Source organism: Salinicoccus halodurans, assembly GCF_900114445.1.
GTDB classification, from domain to species: Bacteria; Bacillota; Bacilli; order Staphylococcales; family Salinicoccaceae; genus Salinicoccus; species Salinicoccus halodurans.
Genome location: NZ_FOTB01000002.1, coordinates 180850 through 202396, shown reverse-complemented (window position 1 = coordinate 202396; position 21547 = coordinate 180850). Strand labels below are relative to the sequence as shown.

Below are 21547 nucleotides of genomic sequence, written 5' to 3'. Positions count from 1 at the left end.
GAAAATGGAGGTTACATAATGATTAAAAAATGGTCTTTGTTCATACTGCTCTGCATCTTTTTTGTAAGCGGTTGCTCACAGAATAATGCATCAGCAAATGAAGAGGATGTCACTACTTGGAAAATGACGCATATTTCCGATTCCAATCATCTTTGGCACAGAACAGCCGTCAAGTTTGCTGATCTCGTTGAAGAAAAAACAGACGGGAAAGTACAGATTGATATTTTCCCGAACAGTCAGCTGGGAAGCGAAGTCGATAATATCAACTCGATACGCTACGGAGCAACAGATCTTACCATCACTGGCGAATCCATGGAGGTATGGTCTCCAAATGCCATTATGCTCGCTGTTCCCTATGCTTTTGATAATCAGCAACATATGAGAAATGTAATCGAAGGGCCAATTGGCCAGCAGATTGAACAGGAGATTGATGAAGATATCGGACTGACACCTTTATTCTATATGGAAAGAGAACCGAGAAACCTCACTTCCAATACTCCGATTTCATCACCTGAAGACTTGAAAGGCTTCGGCATGCGCATACCAAATGTTCCGCTGTTCCTGAATTCATGGTCAGAAGCCGGGGCCCAACCTCAGGTCATGAGTTTAAGTGAAGTATTTACAGGATTGCAGCAAGGAGTTATTGACGGGCAGGAAAATCCGAATGACCTGATAATGAGTAATGGATTTTACGAAGTTCAGAAATATATAAATGAAACTGAACATGTGCGTTCCTGGATTTATGTAGTTGTCGGTTCGGAACAATTGGAAGCGCTCCCTGAAGATCAGCAGGTTGAAGTCAAAGAGGCGGCTGCCGAAGCCGAGGCATTTTCTCAGGATCTGATGAAAGAAGAGGCTGAAGATGTCCGTAACCAGCTTGAAGAAACAGGTGTTGAATTTAACAGTGATGTTAATCAGGAAGCCTTCCGCAAAGCCATGCAACCGGCTCTTGAAGAATATTTCAGTGAAGAACAGATGCAGCTTTATCAGCAGATTGTAGAAAGTGGGAATGGAGGGGGCGACGAATGAAAATGATGAACCGCGTTGATAAAATCCTTGGAATCATTTCTATTGTATTTTTTACAGCTCTCCTCATAGTGGTAGTCACTCAGATTCTAAGCAGATACTTCCCGTACCAATTCACCTGGACAGAAGAGCTTTCAAGATACTTGTTCGTCTATTCAATGGTCACAGCAGCACCCGTGGCGTTGCGGAAAAGTGAATTCATTACTGTAGACATGATACCTACCTCTTTATCTAAAAATGCTCAACGGATTTATGAGAGTGTCATATCAGTTTTCATAATGATATTTTCAATTTTTCTATTCATATATGGTATACAGTTTGCAAGTCTTGGAGTGGATTTCTACGCACCGACCCTTGGCGTAGATATGGTCTATATATATGCTTCGATTCCAATACTTGCAATATTACTTTTCGTTTATTCAATCGTTTATATAATTGACCGTTACCTGAAAAATGAACCAAGAAATGAGGTGGATGATTTATGATGTCTTTACTTGTTGTAGGAATTTTCCTATTCTGTATCGCGGCCGGAGTACCGATTGCTTTCAGTTTAGGTTTCTCTGCTTTGGCGTATCTTTTGATTGCCGGTGTACCAGTCACAGTCATCCCCCAAACGATGTTCGCCGGATTGGACTCTTTCGTCATGCTGGCAATCCCAGCCTTCATCCTGGCAGGTAATCTGATGAATGCCGGTGGTATTACAAACCGCATCATCGATTTTGCAAATGCTCTCGTTGGACATATCCGCGGAGGACTTGCCCTGACTAACGTCGCATCATCTCTGGGGTTCGGAGGCATATCCGGAACGGCGTTATCTGATACCGCCAGTATCGGTTCCGTCATGATACCTGCTATGAAAAAACAAGGGTACGGTTCAGGTTTCTCAGCAGCTGTAACCTCTATTTCATCAACAGTGGGACCAATGCTGCCCCCTTCCCTGCCGATGATCATCATTGGTACTCTCGCGAGTATTTCCATCGGTGACTTGTTTGTAGCCGGTGCTATCCCGGGTGTTGTCCTGGGAATCGGTTTCTTGTTCGTTACATACTTGATTGCAGTAAAACGCCAATACCCTAAGGGCCGCAGACATTCCGTTTCCGAGGTGGGAAAAAGCTTTTTCGGCGCATTCTGGGCACTGCTCATGGTTGTCATCATCCTGTGGGGTATCCTCGGAGGGTACTTCACACCTACTGAAGCCGCCGTCGTAGTCGTTTTCTATGCTTTCATTGTAGGTAAATTCGTATATAAGGAACTCGATATGAAAGAGATTCCCGGAATCATGATGGATACGCTGAGAACAACGGCCTCCATCTTGATCCTTGTGGCACTGGCTAATACATTCGGCTGGATTCTGGTTGCAGAAGGTGTACCTATCCTCGTTGCTGACGGCATTCTTTCTCTAACAGAAAGTCCTGTACTGATTACGTTGCTGATGATTCTTCTTCTGTTGATTGTCGGTATGTTCATGGAAACAATCGCAGCAATTGTCATTCTATTCCCGGTACTGCTTCCTGTTGCCGAAAATATCGGAATGGATCCGATTCACTTCAGCATCATCATGGTGCTGGCATTGATGATCGGACTGTCGACTCCACCTGTCGGCGTGTGTCTGTTCGTTGCATCTCAATTTGCCAATGTTAAAATCATGACTACTGTAAAGGAACTCGTTCCTTATTTCGTCATTGCCATCATCGTACTTATCATTGTTGCATTCGTACCATCACTGTCATTGTTCCTTCCAGGATTATTCGAATAAAAAGGAGAGTCATGAATGAAAGCAATACAAGTAGAAAAACCAGGAGAACTGAATATTGTAGAACTGGACAAACCTGTAATCGAAAATAATAATGAAATTGTTGTAAAAGTTAAACATGCCGGTATATGCGGTTCTGATGTCCACATATACCACGGTAGCAATCCTTTTACTGTATACCCGAGAGTGATAGGTCATGAGGTTTCCGGCGTTGTTGAAGCAGTCGGACAGGATGTCACTTCACTGCAAGAAGGGGACCTCGTGGCACTGGAACCAATCATATACTGCGGAGAATGCTATGCATGCAGAAACGGTCAGCCTAACGTCTGTGATTCCCTTGAAGTGTTCGGAGTACACCGGGATGGAGGAATGGCTGAATATTTGAAGGCGGAAGAGAAGAACTGGCACAAAGTACCTGAAAATGTCGCTGGAGAAGCTGCCGCGCTGATGGAACCGATGACTATCGGTGCGCAGGCGACTTTCAGGGGAGAAGTGAGAGAAGGAGATACTGTATTTGTAATAGGTGCAGGGCCGACCGGCATCGCCTGTCTCCTTCAGGCCAAACAGCTTGGTGCTAAAGTTTTCATTTCTGATTTCAATCAGAACCGGCTGGACTATGCTAAATCCATCGGTGCCGATGCAATCATCCAACCTAACGAAGTTAATGTTGAAAAAGAAATCATCAAACTGACAGAGGGGGAATTGGCCAATGTTGTCATCGATGCCGTCGGATTACCGCAGACATTCCAACAGGCTGTCGAGCTTGCATCAATCGCAGGCAGAGTTGTTACTTTAGGCTTCAATGAACAGCCTTCATCGATTCCTTCTTTACTCCTTACCAAAAAGGAATTGAAAGTGGTCGGTTCACGGCTGCAGACACATCAGTTCACAAAAGTCATCGAACAGGTCGGTAACGGTGAATTGAATCCAACACAGATAATTTCACACAGATATGATATGGAAGAAATCAAGGAAGCCATGGAGCTGCTTGAAAACAATCCTGAAGAAGTGAGAAAAATAGTACTGACATTTTAGAAAAGGAATTGATACGAAATGCAAATGACATTTAGGTGGTACGGAGAAGGAAACGACTCTGTAACATTAGAACAAATCAAGCAGATTCCAGGTGTTGAAGGTGTAGTATGGGCTCTGCACAACCGCCCGGCCGGCGAAGTCTGGACGGAAGAAGAGGTGATGGAAGTAAAAAAACAGGCGGATGCCAATGGATTCCATCTGGATGTTGTTGAAAGCATCAACGTCCACGAAGATATAAAATTGGGCAGGTCTTCAAGAGATGAATATATTGAAAACTATAAAATAAGTCTCCGTAATGTGGCAAAAGCTGGAGCCAAAGTCGTGTGTTTCAACTTCATGCCCGTTTTCGACTGGACGAGGACAGATCTTTATAAAGAACTTGAAGATGGTTCCACTGCCTTATTCTATGAAAAATCCAAGGTAGACAATATGGACCCGAATGAACTGATCAGTCAGACAACCAGTTCCGGCTACACTATGCCTGGATGGGAACCTGAAAGGCTCAAAATGATTACTGAATCATTCAAGGCCTATGAAAGTGTAGATGAAGAGCAGTTATGGAATAACCTGGAGTACTTCCTGCATGAAATTCTGCCAATAGCAGAAGAGGAAGATATCAAAATGGCCATCCATCCGGACGATCCACCATGGTCCGTATTCAACCTCCCAAGAATCATCAACAGTGAAAGCGCGATTGAAAGATATCTTGCGATTTCAGACAGTCCTTCCCATTGTCTGACACTATGCAGCGGCTCACTGGGAGCAAATCCTGATAATGATATTCCTCAAATGATCAGGCGTTTTGCAGACCGCATCGCTTTTGCACATATCAGGAATGTGAGAATTTACGATAATGGTAACTTCATAGAGACTTCCCACAGGACTCAGGACGGTTCAGTACCGATAGATGATATCGTGAAGGCTTATCATGAAGCAGGTTTTAAAGGTTATGTTCGTCCGGATCACGGAAGACATTTGTGGAAAGAGGACTGTCGTCCCGGCTACGGTCTGTATGACCGGGCACTCGGAATCATGTACCTTTGGGGACTGTGGGATGCATATGAATTGGAAAACAGAAAAGGAGCTGAATAATTTTGTTACCTAATTTTGAAGGATTAAGCGGCAAGACTGCTGTAATTACAGGCGGAAGCGGTGTCCTGTGCCAAGAAATGGCAAAAGAGCTTGCAAGACAGGGAATGAAAGTCGCAATCCTGAACCGGAATAAGGAAAATGGACAGAAAATCGCAGATGAAATTGCAAATAATGAGGGTACAGCCATTGCTGTCACATGTGATGTCCTGGATGAAGAAAGTGTCCAAAAAGCATACGTAACAGTAAAAGAACAACTTGGTGAATGCGACTTACTGATCAATGGTGCCGGAGGCAACCATCCTGATGCCATAACGGATAAAGAAACATTTGAAAAAGGCGATATTGAGAACGACTCTTTAAAATCCTTCTTCGATCTTGAATTGAAAGGCTTCGACCATGTATTCCGTTTGAACCTGGTAGGTTCATTGATACCAACACAGGTGTTCGGAAAAGAAATGACAAATCGTGGAGGAACCGTCATCAATATCTCTTCCATGTCTGCACCATCACCTATGACGAAAGTCCCAGCTTACAGCGCGGCCAAAGCAGGAATAGATAACCTGACACAGTGGCTCGCTGTTCATTTTGCAGATGCTGGAATCCGTGTAAACGCAATTGCGCCAGGATTCTTCCTCACTAAACAGAACCGTAATCTATTGTTGAAGGAAGATGGTTCATTCTCTGAAAGAGCTGAAAAAATAATTTCACATACACCACAACGACGCTTCGGTGACCCTGAAGATCTGCTCGGCACGCTTCTATGGCTGGCCGATGATAACACTTCGAAGTTTGTCACAGGGATTACAGTGCCCGTTGATGGTGGATTCATGGCATATTCAGGTGTGTAAAAGAGTTATGAAAAATTAAACACTTCATAAAAGACAGGCCGCAGAAATAACTCTGCGGCCTGTCTTTATATTTTATTCAACTTTAGCCATCCCGTTTTCAGAATAAATCAGCTCAGCAAGTATTCTATTTACCCACTATCAGCTCTGAATGTTCTTTTGTGAAAGGAGTCAGGAATTCATATCCATTTTCTGTGACGAGGATGCTGTCACCGACCTGTGCCCGGTAGTTTCTGCCATCGGCACCTCCGTCCACTGCGAATGTCATCCCCTTCTCCAGTACAGTCTTATCCCCGTAGGCAAGCTGCGGGGGTGCATTGACCGAAAAGCCGATGGATCGCCCGGCCCTGAAAGGAATAGGGTATCCTGCGCTTTGGATCGCTTCTGCATATGCATGATAGACGTCTTCCGCCACGGCACCCGGCTTCACTTCTCTAAGTGCGGCTGCCTGAGCGCGTTCTGCGGTCTCTAGCAGCTTCTTAGTCTCCTCATTTATCCCACCGACAAACAGTATCCTGTCGAATCCCGGATAGAATCCCTTGAACTGAGCCGTCCCGCAGTGGCAGATGAACAGCGGTTCGCCTTCTTCGAGCCGGGTCATCCCGTTCCGATGATGGCACATTGTGGTCAGACTCCCGGTTGCCATGATCTGCTGGTTGCTGATAGTTGGAAAATTGAACGGCTCTTCGTCCGGATAGAACTGAGCCATCAATGATGCTGCTTTCTCCGTCCCGGCCTTCATTGCCGCCAATGCCACTTCATATTCGAAAACTTCCGGTGCAGCACGCGCCATTGCTCCTTCCAGCATCGCAACCGCCACCTCTCCTGCATGCCGGGCGATCTTCACTTCATCTTCATCCTTGATCATGCGCATACGATCTATGTGCGGACTGATGTCGGTGATTTTTTCGCGGCCGGTTTCGGCGGCTATGAAATCCCATATGACACGCGGCATGCCGGGATAGTCGACCCCGATATTTCCGCCCGCATGCTTTTTGAGAAAGTCACCGAGCGGTTTTCTCCACTCACCCTCCAATCCATCGGTCCACGGTATGACATTGCCGACCGATGTCTGTTTCAGTGCCATCCCCTCCTCCATCAGAGGCGTGATGAGAATCGACTCACCGTCCCCTGTCATGAGGAACAGTTCAGGACGCCCCCATTCGATTCCGAGTGCCCCGTGATACCCCGTCAAATAATAGATGTATCCCGGGTCGGTGAGGATGATGAGCGAATCTTTCTCTTCTTCCATTGTTCTGAACAGCTTTCTTCTGCGCTTTCTGAAATCCATCATACAGATCCCTCTCTCATAACATAAGGATTAGGGCTGGTTATCTGATATCATCCTGTTCCAGCCCTTTTACCGAATCGACCAGTACTGTCCTGCCTTTGATATCTGCATGAAAAAACGCTTTGTAGGCTTTCTGCCTCTGTATCACTTCAATCCGGGGTGCCCTGAAGGAATGGAACTTGTACATGATCCACCGCAGAGCTGTTTTTCTCGCATTTTTCAGTGCCTCTTCCTCTTCTATGAGTTCCGGGATGATTGAAGTTCCCTGAATGCCTATTTCCACCGTTTCCGGAAACATATTGGATCTCGCAGCAGCACCTTTGACCATGTCTGTTGTCACGACAGTATAGGCAATCCTCGGTGTCATAAACAGCCTCGGCAGATGTATTTTGAAAGTGACGATCAAATATGGATAACACACCACTTCCCTGTCCTTCAGATCGAACCCGGTTTTGATCAGAGATACTGTTTCCATATCATTCTCCAAAGCGCTTCTTCCTTTCCTATTTGTTCACATAAGGACTTGCCGTTCTCATTCTGCTGTTCAGCAGCTGTGTCACAATTTCCTTCTCTGTTTTTGTACTTACATCACTCTTTTGCAGTGTCTTGACAGATTCAAGATCCGACGGCAGCGGGGCAAGTCTGCCAAGCTCTGATTTCTCTGTATATTCATCCCACATCCGGTCGAACTCCTCCCCTTTCGGCGGCTGTGTGAACAGACTCACCACTACAATGACGACCAGTGCGGCGATGAATGCCGGGCCGCCTTCATATATGTCCACCGGCGGGAAGAAATACCACAGTACAGTCACGACGGGGCCGACGATCATGCCGGAGATTGCGCCCCATTTCGTGACACCTTTCCAGAACAGGGAAAGGATGATGGGCGGACCGAAACAGGTCGCAAGTCCCGCCCATGCAAACACAGCAAGCCAGAATACGGAATCCAGCGGATTCAGCGCGATGATGATACCGAATCCTCCGATGACAGCTGTGGCAATCCTTGATATGAGAATCGTCCTGCCCTCGTCAAGCTCACCTTTATGGAGCACTTTATTCCATAAGTCTTCTGCGATTGTCGAAGATGCAATCAGCAGCATGGAGTCAATGGAAGACATCATCGCAGAAAGTGCCCCGGCAAGTATGATTCCCGCCAGCCACCACGGCAGCAGTTCCACCGTCATCGTCGGGAAGATGTGCTCGGGATTTTCAAGATTCGGGAACAGCACCGCTCCGGACATGCCGATGAATGAAGCACCGTAGTAGGCAATCATCATCCAGATGATGCCGATCAGTGCGATGCGTTTCACATCCCGCGTATTACGGAGCGCCATGTAGCGGACGAGAATATGCGGGGAACCGTTGAATCCAAAGCCGATGAACAGGTAACTGATGATTGCAATGAGTCCCGCGAGCGTCAGCAGCGACTCACCAAAGAACGGCTGCAGGAATTCAGTTCCCATGGACTCGCCCAGCAGTGTACCCATTCGGTTGAATCCGCCTATTTCTATAATTGCCAGAATCGGCAGGATAAACAGCGCGAATGCCATCAGGAGCCCCTGTATGAAATCCGTCAGGGCAACTGCGAAGAAACCCCCGAGCATCGTATAGATGATTGTGATGATGCCGCCGACGATGACCCCTATGGAGAAACTCACTCCGAGGACCACTTCGAACAGGACGCCGAATGCCACGAACTGGGCACAGACGTAGACGGTTTGGAATATAGTCATGATAACGATGGAGACCATGCGCATCACATGTGTATGATCCTGGAATCTGGCGGATAAAAGATCTGGAATTGTTATCGATTTAAGTATTTCAGATAGCCGTCTGATCCGTTTGGCAAAGAAGAACCAGTTGAATATCGAGAACACCGATGAAACAGCGTTCCATACGGAGCTCATCCCCGTGGAATACCCTTCCCCGGGCAGGCCGACAGTCATGAAACCACTGCTCTCGGATGCCTTCTCACTCATAGAGAGGACCCACGGACCCATTTTGCGCCCGCCAAGAAAATATTCAGAAGAACCTGCACTGCTTGCCTTTGAATACCAGAACCCGACAACCAGCAGGAACACCAAATATAATATGACAATGACCAGTATGCCTATGTGGCTCATGCTACTCACCTCTTATATTATTTTTTCTTACCAGTTCATTTTCCAGTTTTTCCATCTTCACTTCTCTGATATACCATAATACAACAGAAAGAATCATCAGAACCGGCGGTAAAATGATGATCAGCCAACCTGATAGCGGAAAGCCACCCATATACATACCCTCCTTCCGGTAAATATGATTGGAAACAAATATAGGAACCTCACGGTTCCCTCTCGCTTATTTTTCAGATAATTCTGTTATTATAAGTCAGTATAACATCACTTCAAAAGTTAATAAACACTTCGTTTGTCAAAATAAAAGCGGACTGTGGAATAAAACCACAGTCTGCCTGATAGCATATTCATCATCATTTTGTTTCCAGTATATTTATATACTTCTCCAGCCTGTCCGCCGCTTCCTCCAGCTCTTTCATGCTGCAGGCGAACGATAATCTGATATGTCCTTCCCCGAATTCAGAAAACGACCGTCCCGGCACGACTGCGAGCTGCACGGTCTCGAGCAGATTGGTACAGAATTTAAATGAATCTTTCCCATACTTTTCAACAGAAGGGAAAATGTAGAACGCACCTGTCGGCTTCTTGACTTCGAGTCCCATACCAACCAGGCGGTCATATATATAATCTCTTCTTCTAATGTATTCTGCATTCATCTCCTTGGGTATATGCAGCTGGTTTCTCAGTGCCTCGATTGCCGCATACTGGCTCGGGATGCTTGCACAGATTGTATTGTAGAGATGCACAGCTGTTACTTCCTCCATGATCTTTCTGTGGCCGGTCACGTAACCGATGCGCCAGCCGGTCATACCGTGGGATTTGCTCAGTCCGTTGATGACCAGCACTTTTTCCTTAATATCTTTATACATGGCGAGGCTGATATGGTCACCCTCCAACGTGTTCTCTCCGTATATTTCATCCGTGATGATGAATACGTCATGCCTTCTGAACACTTCCACAAGTGCATCCATCTGTTCTTTCGTATAGGTGACACCCGTCGGGTTGGTTGGATAGTTGAGGAGGACCGCTTTAGTCTTCTCCGTAATATTATCTTCGATGAGTTCCGGTGTGGCAATAAGGCCTGTGTCCGTCATATCGACGAACTTCGTCACGCCGCCTGAGAGTTCAATTATAGGTTCATACCCGAGGTACGTCGGTGCCGGGATGATCACTTCATCCCCCGGATCGAGTATCGCCCGGAGAACACCGTCGATTCCCTCGCTGCCGCCGACCGTCACAAGCACTTCCCCGTTCGGATCGTAGTCTGCACCGTACTTCTTCTTGTAGTAATCACTGATTGCCTCCCTCAGCTCAAACAGCCCCGTATTATGGGAGTACTTCATCGACTTCGTGCGAATCGCATCGATTGACGCTTCCTTGATCGGCCCGGGTGTTTCAAAGTCCGGCTGACCGAGCGTGAGGTCCACGCAGTCCGGAAATTCATCCACCCTGTTTGCAAACTGCCTCGTGCCGGGAACTTCTATATCTTTCATCTTCCTATTCGCTTTTGGCATGCTATCACTCTTTCTGAAAATATTCCTTTTCAATTATATCAGAATATTATGGACTTTTGTCGTCCACTCATTTATCATTACAATATTCATATTAATACATAAAAGGAGTTTATTTATGCATTTCTCTCTTCAGACAAAAATAAAGATGTGGACGATTTCAATCATCGCCCTCCTATTATTCATCGTCCCCGTCTACTTTAACGGTAAATGGACCATCATCCTTGGCATACTTGCCGATTACATACTGGTTGGTCTGGAGGGATTCATTCCAACAATCATAACCATTGTAATGACGGTCTTCCTGTTGCTGACCATATACGGTACGATGATCAACCGCAACATTTTCAAGCATTCCCGTCCACTCAAAGATATTTTTGTTCTGAGCTGGCTGTGGTTCATACTGAGATTCATCGGTACGGTGTTCGCCATCATGGTTGTCACAGAGACCGGACCCGAACTGATCACCAGCGATCTGACGGGCGGTACGATGATGAACAGCCTCGTTCCGATACTCGCGACATGGCTCCTTCTTGCCGCTTTCCTGATGCCCCTTCTGATGAACTTCGGCCTGATGGAATTGGTCGGTACATTCTTAGAACCGATCATCCGCCCTTTATTCAAAGTACCCGGGCGCTCCTCCATCGATGCAATGGCTTCATGGATGGGCAGCAGTCCGGTCGGTGTCATGATCACGACGCAGCAGTACGAAAAAGGATATTATACGAAGCGTGAAGCATTCATCATCGCAACGAACTTTTCCGTGCTGTCCATACCTTTCAGTCTGGTCATCGCGACATTCATCGGCATCGAACAGTATTTCCTGCAATTCTATCTGTCCATGGCGATTGCCTGTATCATCACCGCTTTGGTGATGGTCCGAATTCCCCCGCTTTCCAATAAGGAAGAAACATATTATGAAGTCACAGGTAAGCAGATAGATGAACGTGATGTGGAAAACACTATGGTCAAAACCGCAAAGACCCGCGCCTACAAAAAAGCGGAGGAAAGTGACGGCGCGAAAAGCGTCATCAAGGACGGTACGATCAACGTCATCGATATATACGGCGGATTGATTCCGGTCGTCATCGCGATCGGTACACTCGCTTTGATCGTTGCGGAGTATACACCGGTATTTACCTATTTAAGCTATCCGGTCCAGTTCATACTGACACTTCTCAACGTGCCGGAAGCGGCCGCTGCCGCCCCTGCATTCATCATAGGGGTTACGGACATGTTTCTGCCATCAGTCATCGGTGCAGGTATCGAAAGTGATTTCACCAAATTCCTGATCGCCGTCATGTCACTGACACAGATCATCTACTTCTCCGAAGTCGGTGCCCTGCTGCTCAAATCGAAGATTCCCGTCTCCGTATGGGAGCTGATTGCGATATTCATACTCAGGACGATCATCTCATTCCCGATCATCTTTGTACTCGCGTTATTGTTTGTGGGGATGTAAAAGAAGCGCCCATTGATGAAAAATCATCAATGGGCGCTTTCCGTTATTCATTGGTTAGCTTCACCGCTGATTTGAACAGTGTCTCCACTCCCTGCAAAAGGCTCTTTTCATTCACGTCGAACTTTTCGTTGTGATGGCCTGCAGCAAGGTCGGTGCCGAGTACGCAGTATGTCGCATATCCGCCCTGCTTCTGCACGGCGTCCATGAAGAATGTGGCGTCTTCGGAACCGGCTGCTTCATCGCTTTGGACCTGGCTCGTGAGGCCTGTCTTCTCTGCACATTCATGGAGCGGCTCTGCCACTTCAGGCGAGCCTTTTGCACTGATGCCTTCTCCGACAAGCTCGATGCCACACCCCACCTGGTGCATCTGTGCGGCACCTCTGATGACGGATTCTGCATATTCTTTCATATAAGTGTTGAGCTCTGAAGTTTCTCCGCGCGTCTCCACTTTCAGAACCGCTTCATCCGCTATGACGTTGCGTCCGCTTCCGGCATGCAGTTCCCCGACATTGATCCGTGTCATTCCGCCTGAATGCCTCGGCACCGCGCTCAGATTGATCACAGCATTGGCAGCCGCGAGCATGGCGTTCTTACCCTCTTCAGGCTTGCCGCCTGCGTGGGAGGAGATGCCTTTGAATGTGACATCGATTTTTGAAGTCGCTAAAAACCCATTGTTCGATGCCACAAAATGATTCTGGGGCACTCCGATGCCGATATGCGTGGCGATGAAATAGTCCACGTCATCCACCACTCCGGCCCGCACCATGGAAATCGCACCTCTGGCTCCTTCCTCGGCCGGCTGGAAGATGAGCTTGATTTTACCGTTAAGCTGCTCTGCATTCTCTGCAATCATGGTGGCAAGACCGAGACCGATGGACGTATGGGCATCATGGCCGCAGGCGTGCATTTCCGTATTGACCGACCGGAAGTCCTTTCGGAGCGGAACATGGCTCTCCTCTGTGGATTCATAGATCGGCAGGGCGTCCATATCCACCCGGTAGGCGAGCGTGGGCCCGGGTCTTCCCGTATCCCACGTTGCGACGATGCCAGTGTATCCTTCTGATACTTCATCCAGATATTTCTCTGCTGCCCCGTTCTCTCTCGCCCATTCCATGTGGGCTTTTGTCTCCGTTTCGGATGGTTTCCCGAGACAGTGTTCTGCCGACATCACCTCTCTGCCAATCTGAATCACAAACCCGAGCCTCTCCAGCTCAGACGCCACAAGCGTCGATGTACGCATTTCAAGGAAGCCGAGTTCCGGATAGCGGTGGAAATCCCTTCTCCATTCAACTAATTTGTTTTCAAGGGTATTCATAATCATGCTCCTTCATCCAAGTCTTTATTTCTCAAGATACACACTTACACCCGGTCCGAGTGGCATTCCCGTAAAGAAGAAGATCAGTAATAGTATGATCCATGCCGCAAGGAATGTCAGGGAGTACGGTATCATCAGTGCCATGTAGCTGCCGATGCTTGCATTCTTATCATAACGCTGCATGAATGCAAGTATGATGACCATGTACGGGAACAGCGGCGTAATGATGTTGATCGATGAGTCGGCGATGCGGTATGCGACCTGTGTAAATGCCGGATGATAACCGAGCTGCATGAACAGCGGCACGAAAATCGGTGCCTCGATCGCCCATTTCGCAGATCCCGAAGTGATCAGAAAGTTGAGCAGTCCGGTGAATATTACATAGCCCACAATCAGGCCGACACCTGTGAATTCGATGCTCTCCAGGAATTCCGCTCCGTTCACCGCAAGCCATGTGCCCAGGTTGGACCATGTGAAGTATGCGATGAACTGTGCGATGGCGAACACGAGCACGATGTAGCCTGCCATATCCTTGATTGCTTCTGTCATGTAGTGCGTGACGTCTTTGCTTGTACGGATCCTGCCGACTGTAATACCGAAAGCCATGCCGATGATGACGAAGAATATCAGGATGATCGGCACGATGCCATCAAGGAACGGCGACGGCGAGATGCCTCCATCCTCGTTTGTCAGTGGACTGTTCGGCATCAGTATCACTGCGGCGACGATTGCCCAGTACAGGACTCCGGCAATGACAGCTGCAAAGAAGCCTTTCTTCGCATTCGGCAGTTCTTCCGTATTCTCATCCTCCACTGCTTCTCCTGTATACTTTCCGAGTCTCGGTTCGACGATTTTCGTCGTGACCAGTCCGCCGATGATCGTCAGCATGAACGTGGACACGATATTGAAGTACCAGTTGTCGACGGCGGTTACAGTTACGTTCTCATTTATGATCGCAGCCGCTTCAGTCGAAATTCCGGCAAGGAGCGCATCCGTCCCGGCAACGAACAGGTTGGCGGTGAATCCGGCGCCCGCTCCGGCGAAACCGGCGGCGAGGCCCGCGAGCGGATGGCGCCCGAGTTTGTAGAACACGAGTGCGCCGAGTGGCGGAATGAGGACAACCGCGGCATCCGATGCCAGGTTACCCAGAATACCGACGAACACGACCGTATAGGTCACCAGGAACGGCGGTGATTTCAGAATCGTCTTGCGGATCGCATAATCAAGCAGCCCGACTTTCTCCGCCAGCCCGATACCGAGCATCATCGCAAGCACAAGGCCGAGCGGCGCAAAGCCTGTGAAGTTCTCGAGCATCGAAGTGATGATGAACTGCAGCCCTTCACCCGACAGGAGGTTTCTGATCGGCAGTTCCTCGCCCGTCCCCGGATGATTGACCGATGCGTCAAACAGACTGAATATGTAGGACACAAAAATCATCAGTACAGCCAGTCCGATAAAGAGTGCAAACGGATCCGGAAGTTTATTCCCCACCCGTTCGATTACATCCAGGATCTTCTGGAAGAAGGTTCTTTTCTCTGACATGATCTCCCTCATTTCAAATTGGATTAAAGCATATTGGATTCATATAATATGATTAACAAGATTAGTCTACAGCACGCACAATCCGTTGTCCATATATTTAAAAAATTCTAATATCTTAAATACCGACCGTATCCCCAATCTCCTTTCCACAACTTATGTAAGCGCTTTAAAACGATTCTAACATATGCCTCGGGATTATCAACAAATGACCTGGACGGGTAAAAGAAAAACCGGAGACATTCAATATGAATGTCCCCGATAATGAAATCGTCGGATCAGATGAGGATCTCTCCCCATATTTTAACGGCTGTCGCCAGTATGAGCAGCGCCAGAATCCATTGGAGAATCCCGGTATTCATCTTCTGTCCAGCTTTTGCACCGAGTGGTGCCGCAATGAGGCTTGCTATGATCATGATGACGGCTGGCCCGTATAACACCTGATCGGTGACCACTTTGCCTATTGTCGTGCCGATGGAGGAAATCAGTGTCACAGCCAGACTGGTCGCTATGGTCACGCGTGTCGGGATTTTAAGGATCACCAGCATGATAGGCACCAGTATGAAGGCGCCGGCAGCGCCGACAATACCGGCGGCAGTACCGGTCACGAATGCCAGCGACGCCGCGAGTTTCCTGTTGAAATAAAGGTCCTTCCCTGCTGAAAAGGGCACTTCCTTTTTGGGTACGAACATCATGACTGCAGCGATTGTTGCAAGTATGGCATATACGATGTCAATTTGTATTTCACTAAGGAACCCGGAACCATAACCACCGATGAGGCTGCCGATCAGTATGGCGCTCCCCATGTAGCCGATCAGCCGCATGTTCAGGTAACCGCTGTTCTTATATGCCCATACACCCCCGATGGTCGCGAAAAAGACCTGCACCGCACTGATTCCTGCCACTTCATGAGATGTGAATGTTGCAACACCGAGAAGCGCCGGGATATAAAGCAGCATGGGGTACTTGATGATCGATCCCCCTATGCCCACCATTCCTGAGATGAAAGATCCCACAAAACCGATCAGGAATATGACGATGATTGCTGCAGGATCCATCACTTCAGCGCCTGGGCGATGCCGGCGTAGCCGTCCTCTATATTTACGACATTATCGTATCCACGGGCTTTGAGTACACTCATGGCGATGGCTGAGCGGACACCGGACTGACAGTGCACATAGATTGCATCATTTTCATCGAACGGCACTTCTTTCTCATCAAGCTGCCCGAAATGCAGATGATGCGCATTTTCCAGATTGCCGTTGTTATATTCGGAAGCAGAACGAACATCAAGGATATTCTTGTCCTCAAAATTAGTGATGAACTCCTCCGAAGATACGTTTTCATATGCATCGTCGAAATACCGGCCTGCCTCCTCAACCGGTACAATCAGCTGCAGACTGTCATATCCGATGGATGCAAGATCCTCCTGGAGCGTTTTGCCGTCTTCAGGGTTGGCAATGGCCGTCATCGGCTGATCATAATCGATATACCATCCGGCAAACTGGAGGAATTTGTCATTGTAGGGGATATTTATCGCACCTTTTTTGAACCCTTTCCTGAACTCCTCTCTGCTTCTCAAATCGAACAGCTGTCCCGGAAGTTCATCAGGGGTACCGACTGCAACCTCTTTCACTTTGAATTCAGGCAGCCCTTCCTTATTGACTTTCTTCATCTGTGCAAAATAGCTCGGCGGCTCCGGCTGGTCGCTTGTCAGTTCTTTGATGAATTCTTCCTTATCATCGTAGTCGAACACCCAGTTGTTCCTCAGTTCATACCCCAGTGTGGAGAGCGGGACTGCGCCCAGTGACTTGCCGCATGCACTGCCAGCACCGTGTCCAGGCCAGACCTGCATGAATTCCGGATAATCATTTATTTTTTTCAATGATTCAAACATTGCATTGGCGCCTTCTTCTGTAGTGCCTTCCATATTCGCCGTCTCTTCAAGAAGATCCGGCCGGCCGATGTCACCGACAAAAAGGAAGTCACCGGTAAAGATGCCCATCGGTTCGCTGCTTCCGCCGCCACGGTCGGTAAGCACAAAAGAGATACTTTCAGGCGTATGCCCCGGTGTATGGACGACTTTCAGTTCGACATGACCCACATTGATGATGTCGCCATCTTTCAGGAATATGGTACCCTCAGGCATATCCTCATATTTCCAGGTTTCATCACCCTCGTCAGATACATATGCTGTTGCATTGAAGCGCTTGGCGGCATCACGCAGGCCGGAGGCAAAATCTGCGTGAATATGCGTTTCAGTAACCTGCGTGATGTTGAAACCTTCTGCCTCTGCCACATCCTCGTATTCGTCAACGACACGTTTCGGGTCGATGATGATTGCCTCTTTCGTCTGCTGGCATGCCACCATATAGGAGGTCTGTGCAAGTTTCTTATCGAAAAATTGTTTAAAGAACATTTATATACACTCCTTCTTATTGAATATCACCCTTATCATATGAAAAGGTTCAGGTTGCCGTTCTCAGCGTCGCCGAGATAAGTGCCGACTCCGCCGAAGTTGACATTCGGAAGCAGCTCATCGGCCTCGATTGCCATGATATCCATGCTCATCGTGCAGGCCACCATTTTTACGCCGAGTGAATCGGCCTTGTCGATCATCTCCGTCAGTGCATCCACTTTCTTCTTCTGCATGACGTACTGGATCATCTTCGAGCCGAGCCCGAACATATTCATTTTCGAAATCGGCAGTTTGGCGGCGGATTTCGGCATCATCATGCTGAACGCCTTATCCAGTCCCTTCTTGTTCTTCTTCGGTGCATTCGGATCCTTGATGACGTTGAGTCCCCAGAATGTGAAGAACATCGTTACATCTTTACCCATACTTTTGGCGCCTGTTGCAATGATGAACGAGGCGAGCGCCTTGTCCAGATCACCGCTGAAGACGACCATCGTTGCCCCGTTCTTCGTTTCCATCATCTGGTGATCTTCTCGAGATGTCTCTGGCTGCTTATCATTCTTCTCGAGTACAACAACAACTTTGTCTTCCTTCTTTTCATTTTTAAGTACTGTGTTTCCCGTCTTTTTCGCCCAGGCTTCGACATCTGTACAAAAACCGAAGTCCGTTACTGTAATTTCCATCTGCTGACCCGGGTCAAGCTGTCCCATTGTTTCATTTACCCTGAGCAGCGGTCCCGGGCACTGAAGGCCGCTTGCTTCAATCCTTACCCTTTCCGGATCAAGTTCAATGTTTTTATGTGCAGGCGGCACCTGCGTATCCGGAACAGATTTCGAACTGTCATACTCTCCGGTGTATGCGGAGAAGCCTTCTTCAAGATTCACTGCTTCAAAACCATTCCGCCTCAGGATATCCACCGCATCTGCACCCCGTTTACCTTTCTGGCAATACGCATGGATCTTTTTATCTTCAGGCAGTTCACCGAGACGCTCTTCCAGCTCATTTACAGAGATATTCCCAGCTCCGGCAATATGCCCCGCCTCATATTCAAATTGTTCTCTGACATCCAGCAAATACTCTCCTGATTTGAGCAGTCGGTCTGCATCATTAATGTGATATATCATTTTTTCATTACTCATAATAAAAATCATCCTCTCCCTTTTATATACCCTACAGGGTATGTTACCAGTTGTTCATGCGCTTGTCAAATACCCCACAGGGTATAATTCGCAGTAAAATAAAAACAGATGGGAAATCATCTGCTCTTGTTCAATAGTTCGACCGCTTCCTTGACCAGAGCATCCGTATCCTGATCCGGGTCATCCATCGCTTCTTTGACACATTCCACCAGGTTTTCACTTACGATGACATTCATGGTACGGTTCAGTGCATTCTTTGCGGCACTCAATTGAGTGACTACATCCTTGCAGTTCTCACCCTCTTCAATCATCTTCAAAGCACCATTGATCTGGCCCTGAAGCCGGTTGATACGGTTAACAACTGCTTTATCATATACGTATTTATCATTATCAACAGCCATTATAATCCTCTTTTCTTATTGTCATTGCTATTATTATAGTGGATAATCCAGGCCGGGTCAAATACCCCGTCAGGTATTTTCGTGATGTTTCATATATTATCCTTTACACTGGTAATATAATGTTGAAAATAGAATGGAGTGTAAATATGAATCGTTGGGATGAAAAATTCAGGACTGATGAGTATGTCTATGGTGTGGAACCGAACGAATGGGTCCGTACGGTCCTGAGGCGGGAAAAAGGCAGAAACATTGCACTGCTCGCAGAAGGCGAAGGACGCAATGCCGTCTATCTTGCCAGACTCGGCAACCGGGTTACCACATATGACTTTTCAAAGGAAGGCATTGAGAAAACGAAGCGGCTGGCGGCTTCAGAAGACGTGACGGTCGATACCAATCTGCAGGACATAACGGTTGAAGGTGCTCTGCCCCGGGTGACCTATGATATCAGCGTCAACATTTTCGGACATGTTCCGCCAGAAGGAAAATCACAGATGTTTTCGAATCTGATCGGATGTGTAAAACCCGGAGGACTGGTCGTTTTCGAACTGTACTCAAAAGAACAGCTGGAATACGGCACAGGCGGTCCTCCGGACATGGACATGCTCTATAGCATTGATGAAATCGAAGGATATCTGGAATCCTCCTTTGTTGAAATCATCCACCTGGAGAAAGTGACTGCCGACAGGCACGAAGGCAGAATGCATAACGGCCGGTCTTCAGTGATCCAGGGGAAACTGAGAAGGCTCGCATAACCTCATATAAAATAACTGCTCATTCCTTACACACCCTGAAGCCTGATTAGAAAAGCTTCAGGGTTTTCCTGTGTCTTTCTCCATTCTCCGACCACCTTTCCAACACTTTCCGCCACATGGAGGAAATTATTCCGATTCAAATGTAAGCGCTTTTAATTTAATGTTATAGACAGTTACATAACAAACAAAATTTCAGGGGGATTTTATTATGAAGAACATTTTACTCGCCTGCTCGTCAGGCATGTCGACAAGTCTTTTGGTTTCAAAAATGGAGGCTTCTGCAGAGGCACTCGGGGAGGATGTAAAGATATGGGCGGTCGGTCAGGACAAGGCGATTGCGGATCTGCCGGAAACGGATGTCCTCCTCATCGGACCTCAGATGAGATTCATGCAGAAGAAATTCGAAAAGGCTGCCGAGGAGTATAACGTGCCTGTCGAAGTGATCGATTCTATGGCCTACGGCCGCGTTGATGGAGAAGCTGTTTTGAAACGCGCACTCGAACTTGCCGAAAGTAAATAATACGGGGTGGAAATTATGAATAAATTTATGAGTTTTCTCGAAGGTGTCCTGTTGCCTGTTGCTGATAAACTGAACAACAACAGATATCTGACGGCACTGCGCGACGGTTTCATGGTCGCCCTGCCGCTGATCATCTTCGGTTCGATTTTTGTCGTCATTGCGAACTTCCCTTTCCTGGACATGGTGATCAGCGAGGAGGCATTCACCGCCTACCAAAACGCACTGGGGCCCGCCTCCGCTGCAACACTCAGCATCATGGGACTGTTCGTCATCATCGGCATCGGGTATAAGCTGACCGAATCCTATGAGTTGGAATCCATTTACGGCGGCGTTGTCGCGCTCGCCGCATTCCTGATCCTCACGCCGCAGATACTCGAAGAGACGACGGGTGTCATTCCCACGTCGGTACTCGGCGCGGAAGGGATGTTCCTCGGTATCATCACAGCATTCGTTGCTGCCGAACTCTACCGCTTCTTCGTCACCCGCGGCTGGACGATCAAAATGCCCGCCGGTGTACCCGGCGCGGTATCCAAATCATTCAGCGCACTGATTCCGATCACGATGACACTGTCCGTCTTCCTGCTGATCAGATTCCTGTTCAGCATCACGGACTTTGAAACGGCACAGACATTCATCTACTCGATCATCCAGGAACCGTTGACTGCGCTCGGCAGCGGACTGCCGGCAACCATCATTGCGGTACTCTTCATCCAGCTCTTCTGGTTCTTCGGGCTTCACGGACAGATCATCATCAATTCGGTGCTCGATCCGATATGGTATACATTGAATGACCAGAACCTGCAGGCATTCCAGGCCGGACAGGAACTGCCGAACGTCGTTACGAAACAGTTCATCGACACATTCCTTGTCGGCATGGGCGGCACGGGTATGACGCTCGCCGTCATCATCCTGATATTCGCAGTCGGCAAAAGCAGACAGCTCAAGGAGCTCGGCAAACTGGGCGCGCCGGCGGGCATATTCAACGTCAACGAACCGATCATCTTCGGCCTGCCGATCGTCATGAACCCGCTGATCCTTGTGCCCTGGCTCATCGCACCGGTAATCGTCACGATTGTCACCTTCTATTCGATGTCGCTCGGGCTGGTGCCAAAACCCGCCGGCATCATCGTACCGTGGACCACGCCGCCGCTTCTGAGCGGTTTCCTCGCAACAGGGAATGCGTGGCAGGGCGCCGCCTTACAGGCCGTCAACCTGGTAATCGTCATGGTCATCTGGTGGCCGTTCCTTAAAGTCATGGACAAACAGTACTATGAAGGTGAAAAATCTGCTGAGAATAAAGATAATTAAGCGAAAACAGTCTTTCTGAAGCTGA

21 protein-coding genes are annotated in these 21547 nt (G+C 48.0%); 10 read left to right on the top strand and 11 right to left on the bottom strand.

The window, feature by feature from the left end; translation table 11 throughout:
- Positions 1 to 18 precede the first annotated feature (18 nt).
- Genes BM271_RS05335 through BM271_RS05310 form a run of 6 tightly spaced genes read left to right on the top strand, consistent with a single transcriptional unit; the run spans position 19 to position 5754 of the window.
- The gene (locus tag BM271_RS05335; protein ID WP_052749915.1) at positions 19 to 1029 is read left to right on the top strand and encodes a TRAP transporter substrate-binding protein; all 1011 of its coding nucleotides are present in this window, start codon (positions 19 to 21) and stop codon (positions 1027 to 1029) included.
- Entirely contained in the window at positions 1026 to 1511 is a 486-nt protein-coding gene (locus tag BM271_RS05330; RefSeq protein WP_046791152.1) for a TRAP transporter small permease, read from the top strand. The genes BM271_RS05335 and BM271_RS05330 overlap by 4 nt, the downstream gene beginning before the upstream one ends.
- Positions 1508 to 2782 (top strand): TRAP transporter large permease, encoded by a 1275-nt coding sequence (locus BM271_RS05325; protein WP_046791153.1) that lies wholly within the window; start codon positions 1508 to 1510, stop codon positions 2780 to 2782. The genes BM271_RS05330 and BM271_RS05325 overlap by 4 nt, the downstream gene beginning before the upstream one ends.
- Before the next feature lie 15 nt (positions 2783 to 2797).
- On the top strand, positions 2798 to 3814 hold the full coding sequence (locus BM271_RS05320) for a zinc-binding alcohol dehydrogenase family protein (RefSeq protein WP_046791154.1): 1017 nt from the start codon (positions 2798 to 2800) through the stop codon (positions 3812 to 3814).
- An 18-nt stretch (positions 3815 to 3832) separates the two neighbouring features.
- On the top strand, positions 3833 to 4906 hold the full coding sequence (gene uxuA, locus BM271_RS05315; RefSeq protein ID WP_046791155.1) for a mannonate dehydratase: 1074 nt from the start codon (positions 3833 to 3835) through the stop codon (positions 4904 to 4906).
- Between the two features lie 2 nt (positions 4907 to 4908).
- Positions 4909 to 5754 carry an SDR family oxidoreductase gene (locus BM271_RS05310; RefSeq protein WP_046791156.1) on the top strand — a complete coding sequence of 282 codons (846 nt, stop codon included), beginning with the start codon at positions 4909 to 4911 and terminating at the stop codon, positions 5752 to 5754.
- A gap of 124 nt (positions 5755 to 5878) precedes the next feature.
- On the opposite strand, the gene BM271_RS05305 is transcribed toward BM271_RS05310, so the two are convergent.
- The 5 genes from BM271_RS05305 to BM271_RS05290 form a co-directional block, all read right to left on the bottom strand.
- Positions 5879 to 7045, bottom strand: coding sequence for a M24 family metallopeptidase (locus BM271_RS05305; protein WP_046791157.1), 1167 nt, complete (start codon positions 7043 to 7045; stop codon positions 5879 to 5881).
- Between the two features lie 37 nt (positions 7046 to 7082).
- Positions 7083 to 7517: a hypothetical protein gene (locus BM271_RS05300; RefSeq protein WP_234960444.1), complete on the bottom strand. Its 435-nt coding sequence runs from the start codon at positions 7515 to 7517 to the stop codon at positions 7083 to 7085.
- Positions 7518 to 7545: 28 nt separating this feature from the next.
- Positions 7546 to 9165, bottom strand: coding sequence for a sodium/proline symporter (locus BM271_RS05295; protein ID WP_046791159.1), 1620 nt, complete (start codon positions 9163 to 9165; stop codon positions 7546 to 7548).
- Position 9166: 1 nt separating this feature from the next.
- The gene (locus BM271_RS14365) at positions 9167 to 9316 is read right to left on the bottom strand and encodes a hypothetical protein (protein WP_200795318.1); all 150 of its coding nucleotides are present in this window, start codon (positions 9314 to 9316) and stop codon (positions 9167 to 9169) included.
- A gap of 196 nt (positions 9317 to 9512) precedes the next feature.
- Positions 9513 to 10673 carry an aminotransferase class I/II-fold pyridoxal phosphate-dependent enzyme gene (locus BM271_RS05290; protein ID WP_046791160.1) on the bottom strand — a complete coding sequence of 387 codons (1161 nt, stop codon included), beginning with the start codon at positions 10671 to 10673 and terminating at the stop codon, positions 9513 to 9515.
- A 115-nt stretch (positions 10674 to 10788) separates the two neighbouring features.
- Between BM271_RS05290 and BM271_RS05285 the strand changes: the two genes are divergently transcribed.
- Complete coding sequence (locus BM271_RS05285; RefSeq protein ID WP_046791161.1) at positions 10789 to 12132, top strand: YjiH family protein; 1344 nt, start codon at positions 10789 to 10791, stop codon at positions 12130 to 12132.
- 43 nt (positions 12133 to 12175) lie between these two features.
- Here BM271_RS05285 and BM271_RS05280 read toward each other — a convergent pair whose 3' ends face one another.
- From BM271_RS05280 to BM271_RS05255, 6 genes are all read right to left on the bottom strand, one after another.
- Positions 12176 to 13447, bottom strand: a complete 1272-nt coding sequence (locus BM271_RS05280) for an amidohydrolase (protein ID WP_046791162.1) — start codon at positions 13445 to 13447, stop codon at positions 12176 to 12178.
- A 24-nt stretch (positions 13448 to 13471) separates the two neighbouring features.
- Positions 13472 to 14989, bottom strand: coding sequence for an AbgT family transporter (locus BM271_RS05275; protein WP_046791163.1), 1518 nt, complete (start codon positions 14987 to 14989; stop codon positions 13472 to 13474).
- Positions 14990 to 15264: 275 nt separating this feature from the next.
- On the bottom strand, positions 15265 to 16044 hold the full coding sequence (locus tag BM271_RS05270) for a sulfite exporter TauE/SafE family protein (RefSeq protein ID WP_046791164.1): 780 nt from the start codon (positions 16042 to 16044) through the stop codon (positions 15265 to 15267).
- The gene (locus BM271_RS05265; protein ID WP_046791165.1) at positions 16044 to 17405 is read right to left on the bottom strand and encodes an MBL fold metallo-hydrolase; all 1362 of its coding nucleotides are present in this window, start codon (positions 17403 to 17405) and stop codon (positions 16044 to 16046) included. Before BM271_RS05265 ends, BM271_RS05270 begins: the two co-directional genes overlap by 1 nt.
- A gap of 35 nt (positions 17406 to 17440) precedes the next feature.
- Entirely contained in the window at positions 17441 to 18541 is a 1101-nt protein-coding gene (locus BM271_RS05260; RefSeq protein ID WP_046791166.1) for a DsrE/DsrF/DrsH-like family protein, read from the bottom strand.
- A gap of 116 nt (positions 18542 to 18657) precedes the next feature.
- Positions 18658 to 18942, bottom strand: coding sequence for a metal-sensitive transcriptional regulator (locus tag BM271_RS05255; protein ID WP_046791167.1), 285 nt, complete (start codon positions 18940 to 18942; stop codon positions 18658 to 18660).
- A 146-nt stretch (positions 18943 to 19088) separates the two neighbouring features.
- Between BM271_RS05255 and BM271_RS05250 the strand changes: the two genes are divergently transcribed.
- The 3 genes from BM271_RS05250 to celB all read left to right on the top strand — a co-directional run bounded on the left by BM271_RS05250 (position 19089) and on the right by celB (position 21522).
- Entirely contained in the window at positions 19089 to 19694 is a 606-nt protein-coding gene (locus tag BM271_RS05250) for a class I SAM-dependent methyltransferase (RefSeq protein WP_046791168.1), read from the top strand.
- A gap of 208 nt (positions 19695 to 19902) precedes the next feature.
- Positions 19903 to 20214, top strand: coding sequence for a PTS sugar transporter subunit IIB (locus tag BM271_RS05245; protein ID WP_046791169.1), 312 nt, complete (start codon positions 19903 to 19905; stop codon positions 20212 to 20214).
- 15 nt (positions 20215 to 20229) lie between these two features.
- Complete coding sequence (gene celB, locus BM271_RS05240; RefSeq protein WP_046791170.1) at positions 20230 to 21522, top strand: PTS cellobiose transporter subunit IIC; 1293 nt, start codon at positions 20230 to 20232, stop codon at positions 21520 to 21522.
- Positions 21523 to 21547 lie beyond the last annotated feature (25 nt).

Coding starts and splice junctions, on each gene's coding strand:
- BM271_RS05335 (WP_052749915.1), top strand. CDS start 19: ATGATTAAAAAATGGTCTTTGTTCATACTGCTCTGCATCTTTTTTGTA.
- BM271_RS05330 (WP_046791152.1), top strand. CDS start 1,026: ATGAAAATGATGAACCGCGTTGATAAAATCCTTGGAATCATTTCTATT.
- BM271_RS05325 (WP_046791153.1), top strand. CDS start 1,508: ATGATGTCTTTACTTGTTGTAGGAATTTTCCTATTCTGTATCGCGGCC.
- BM271_RS05320 (WP_046791154.1), top strand. CDS start 2,798: ATGAAAGCAATACAAGTAGAAAAACCAGGAGAACTGAATATTGTAGAA.
- uxuA (WP_046791155.1), top strand. CDS start 3,833: ATGCAAATGACATTTAGGTGGTACGGAGAAGGAAACGACTCTGTAACA.
- BM271_RS05305 (WP_046791157.1), bottom strand. CDS start 7,045: ATGATGGATTTCAGAAAGCGCAGAAGAAAGCTGTTCAGAACAATGGAA.
- BM271_RS05300 (WP_234960444.1), bottom strand. CDS start 7,517: ATGGAAACAGTATCTCTGATCAAAACCGGGTTCGATCTGAAGGACAGG.
- BM271_RS05295 (WP_046791159.1), bottom strand. CDS start 9,165: ATGAGCCACATAGGCATACTGGTCATTGTCATATTATATTTGGTGTTC.
- BM271_RS14365 (WP_200795318.1), bottom strand. CDS start 9,316: ATGGGTGGCTTTCCGCTATCAGGTTGGCTGATCATCATTTTACCGCCG.
- BM271_RS05290 (WP_046791160.1), bottom strand. CDS start 10,673: ATGCCAAAAGCGAATAGGAAGATGAAAGATATAGAAGTTCCCGGCACG.
- BM271_RS05285 (WP_046791161.1), top strand. CDS start 10,789: ATGCATTTCTCTCTTCAGACAAAAATAAAGATGTGGACGATTTCAATC.
- BM271_RS05280 (WP_046791162.1), bottom strand. CDS start 13,447: ATGAATACCCTTGAAAACAAATTAGTTGAATGGAGAAGGGATTTCCAC.
- BM271_RS05275 (WP_046791163.1), bottom strand. CDS start 14,989: ATGTCAGAGAAAAGAACCTTCTTCCAGAAGATCCTGGATGTAATCGAA.
- BM271_RS05270 (WP_046791164.1), bottom strand. CDS start 16,044: ATGGATCCTGCAGCAATCATCGTCATATTCCTGATCGGTTTTGTGGGA.
- BM271_RS05265 (WP_046791165.1), bottom strand. CDS start 17,405: ATGTTCTTTAAACAATTTTTCGATAAGAAACTTGCACAGACCTCCTAT.
- BM271_RS05260 (WP_046791166.1), bottom strand. CDS start 18,541: ATGAGTAATGAAAAAATGATATATCACATTAATGATGCAGACCGACTG.
- BM271_RS05255 (WP_046791167.1), bottom strand. CDS start 18,942: ATGGCTGTTGATAATGATAAATACGTATATGATAAAGCAGTTGTTAAC.
- BM271_RS05250 (WP_046791168.1), top strand. CDS start 19,089: ATGAATCGTTGGGATGAAAAATTCAGGACTGATGAGTATGTCTATGGT.
- BM271_RS05245 (WP_046791169.1), top strand. CDS start 19,903: ATGAAGAACATTTTACTCGCCTGCTCGTCAGGCATGTCGACAAGTCTT.
- celB (WP_046791170.1), top strand. CDS start 20,230: ATGAATAAATTTATGAGTTTTCTCGAAGGTGTCCTGTTGCCTGTTGCT.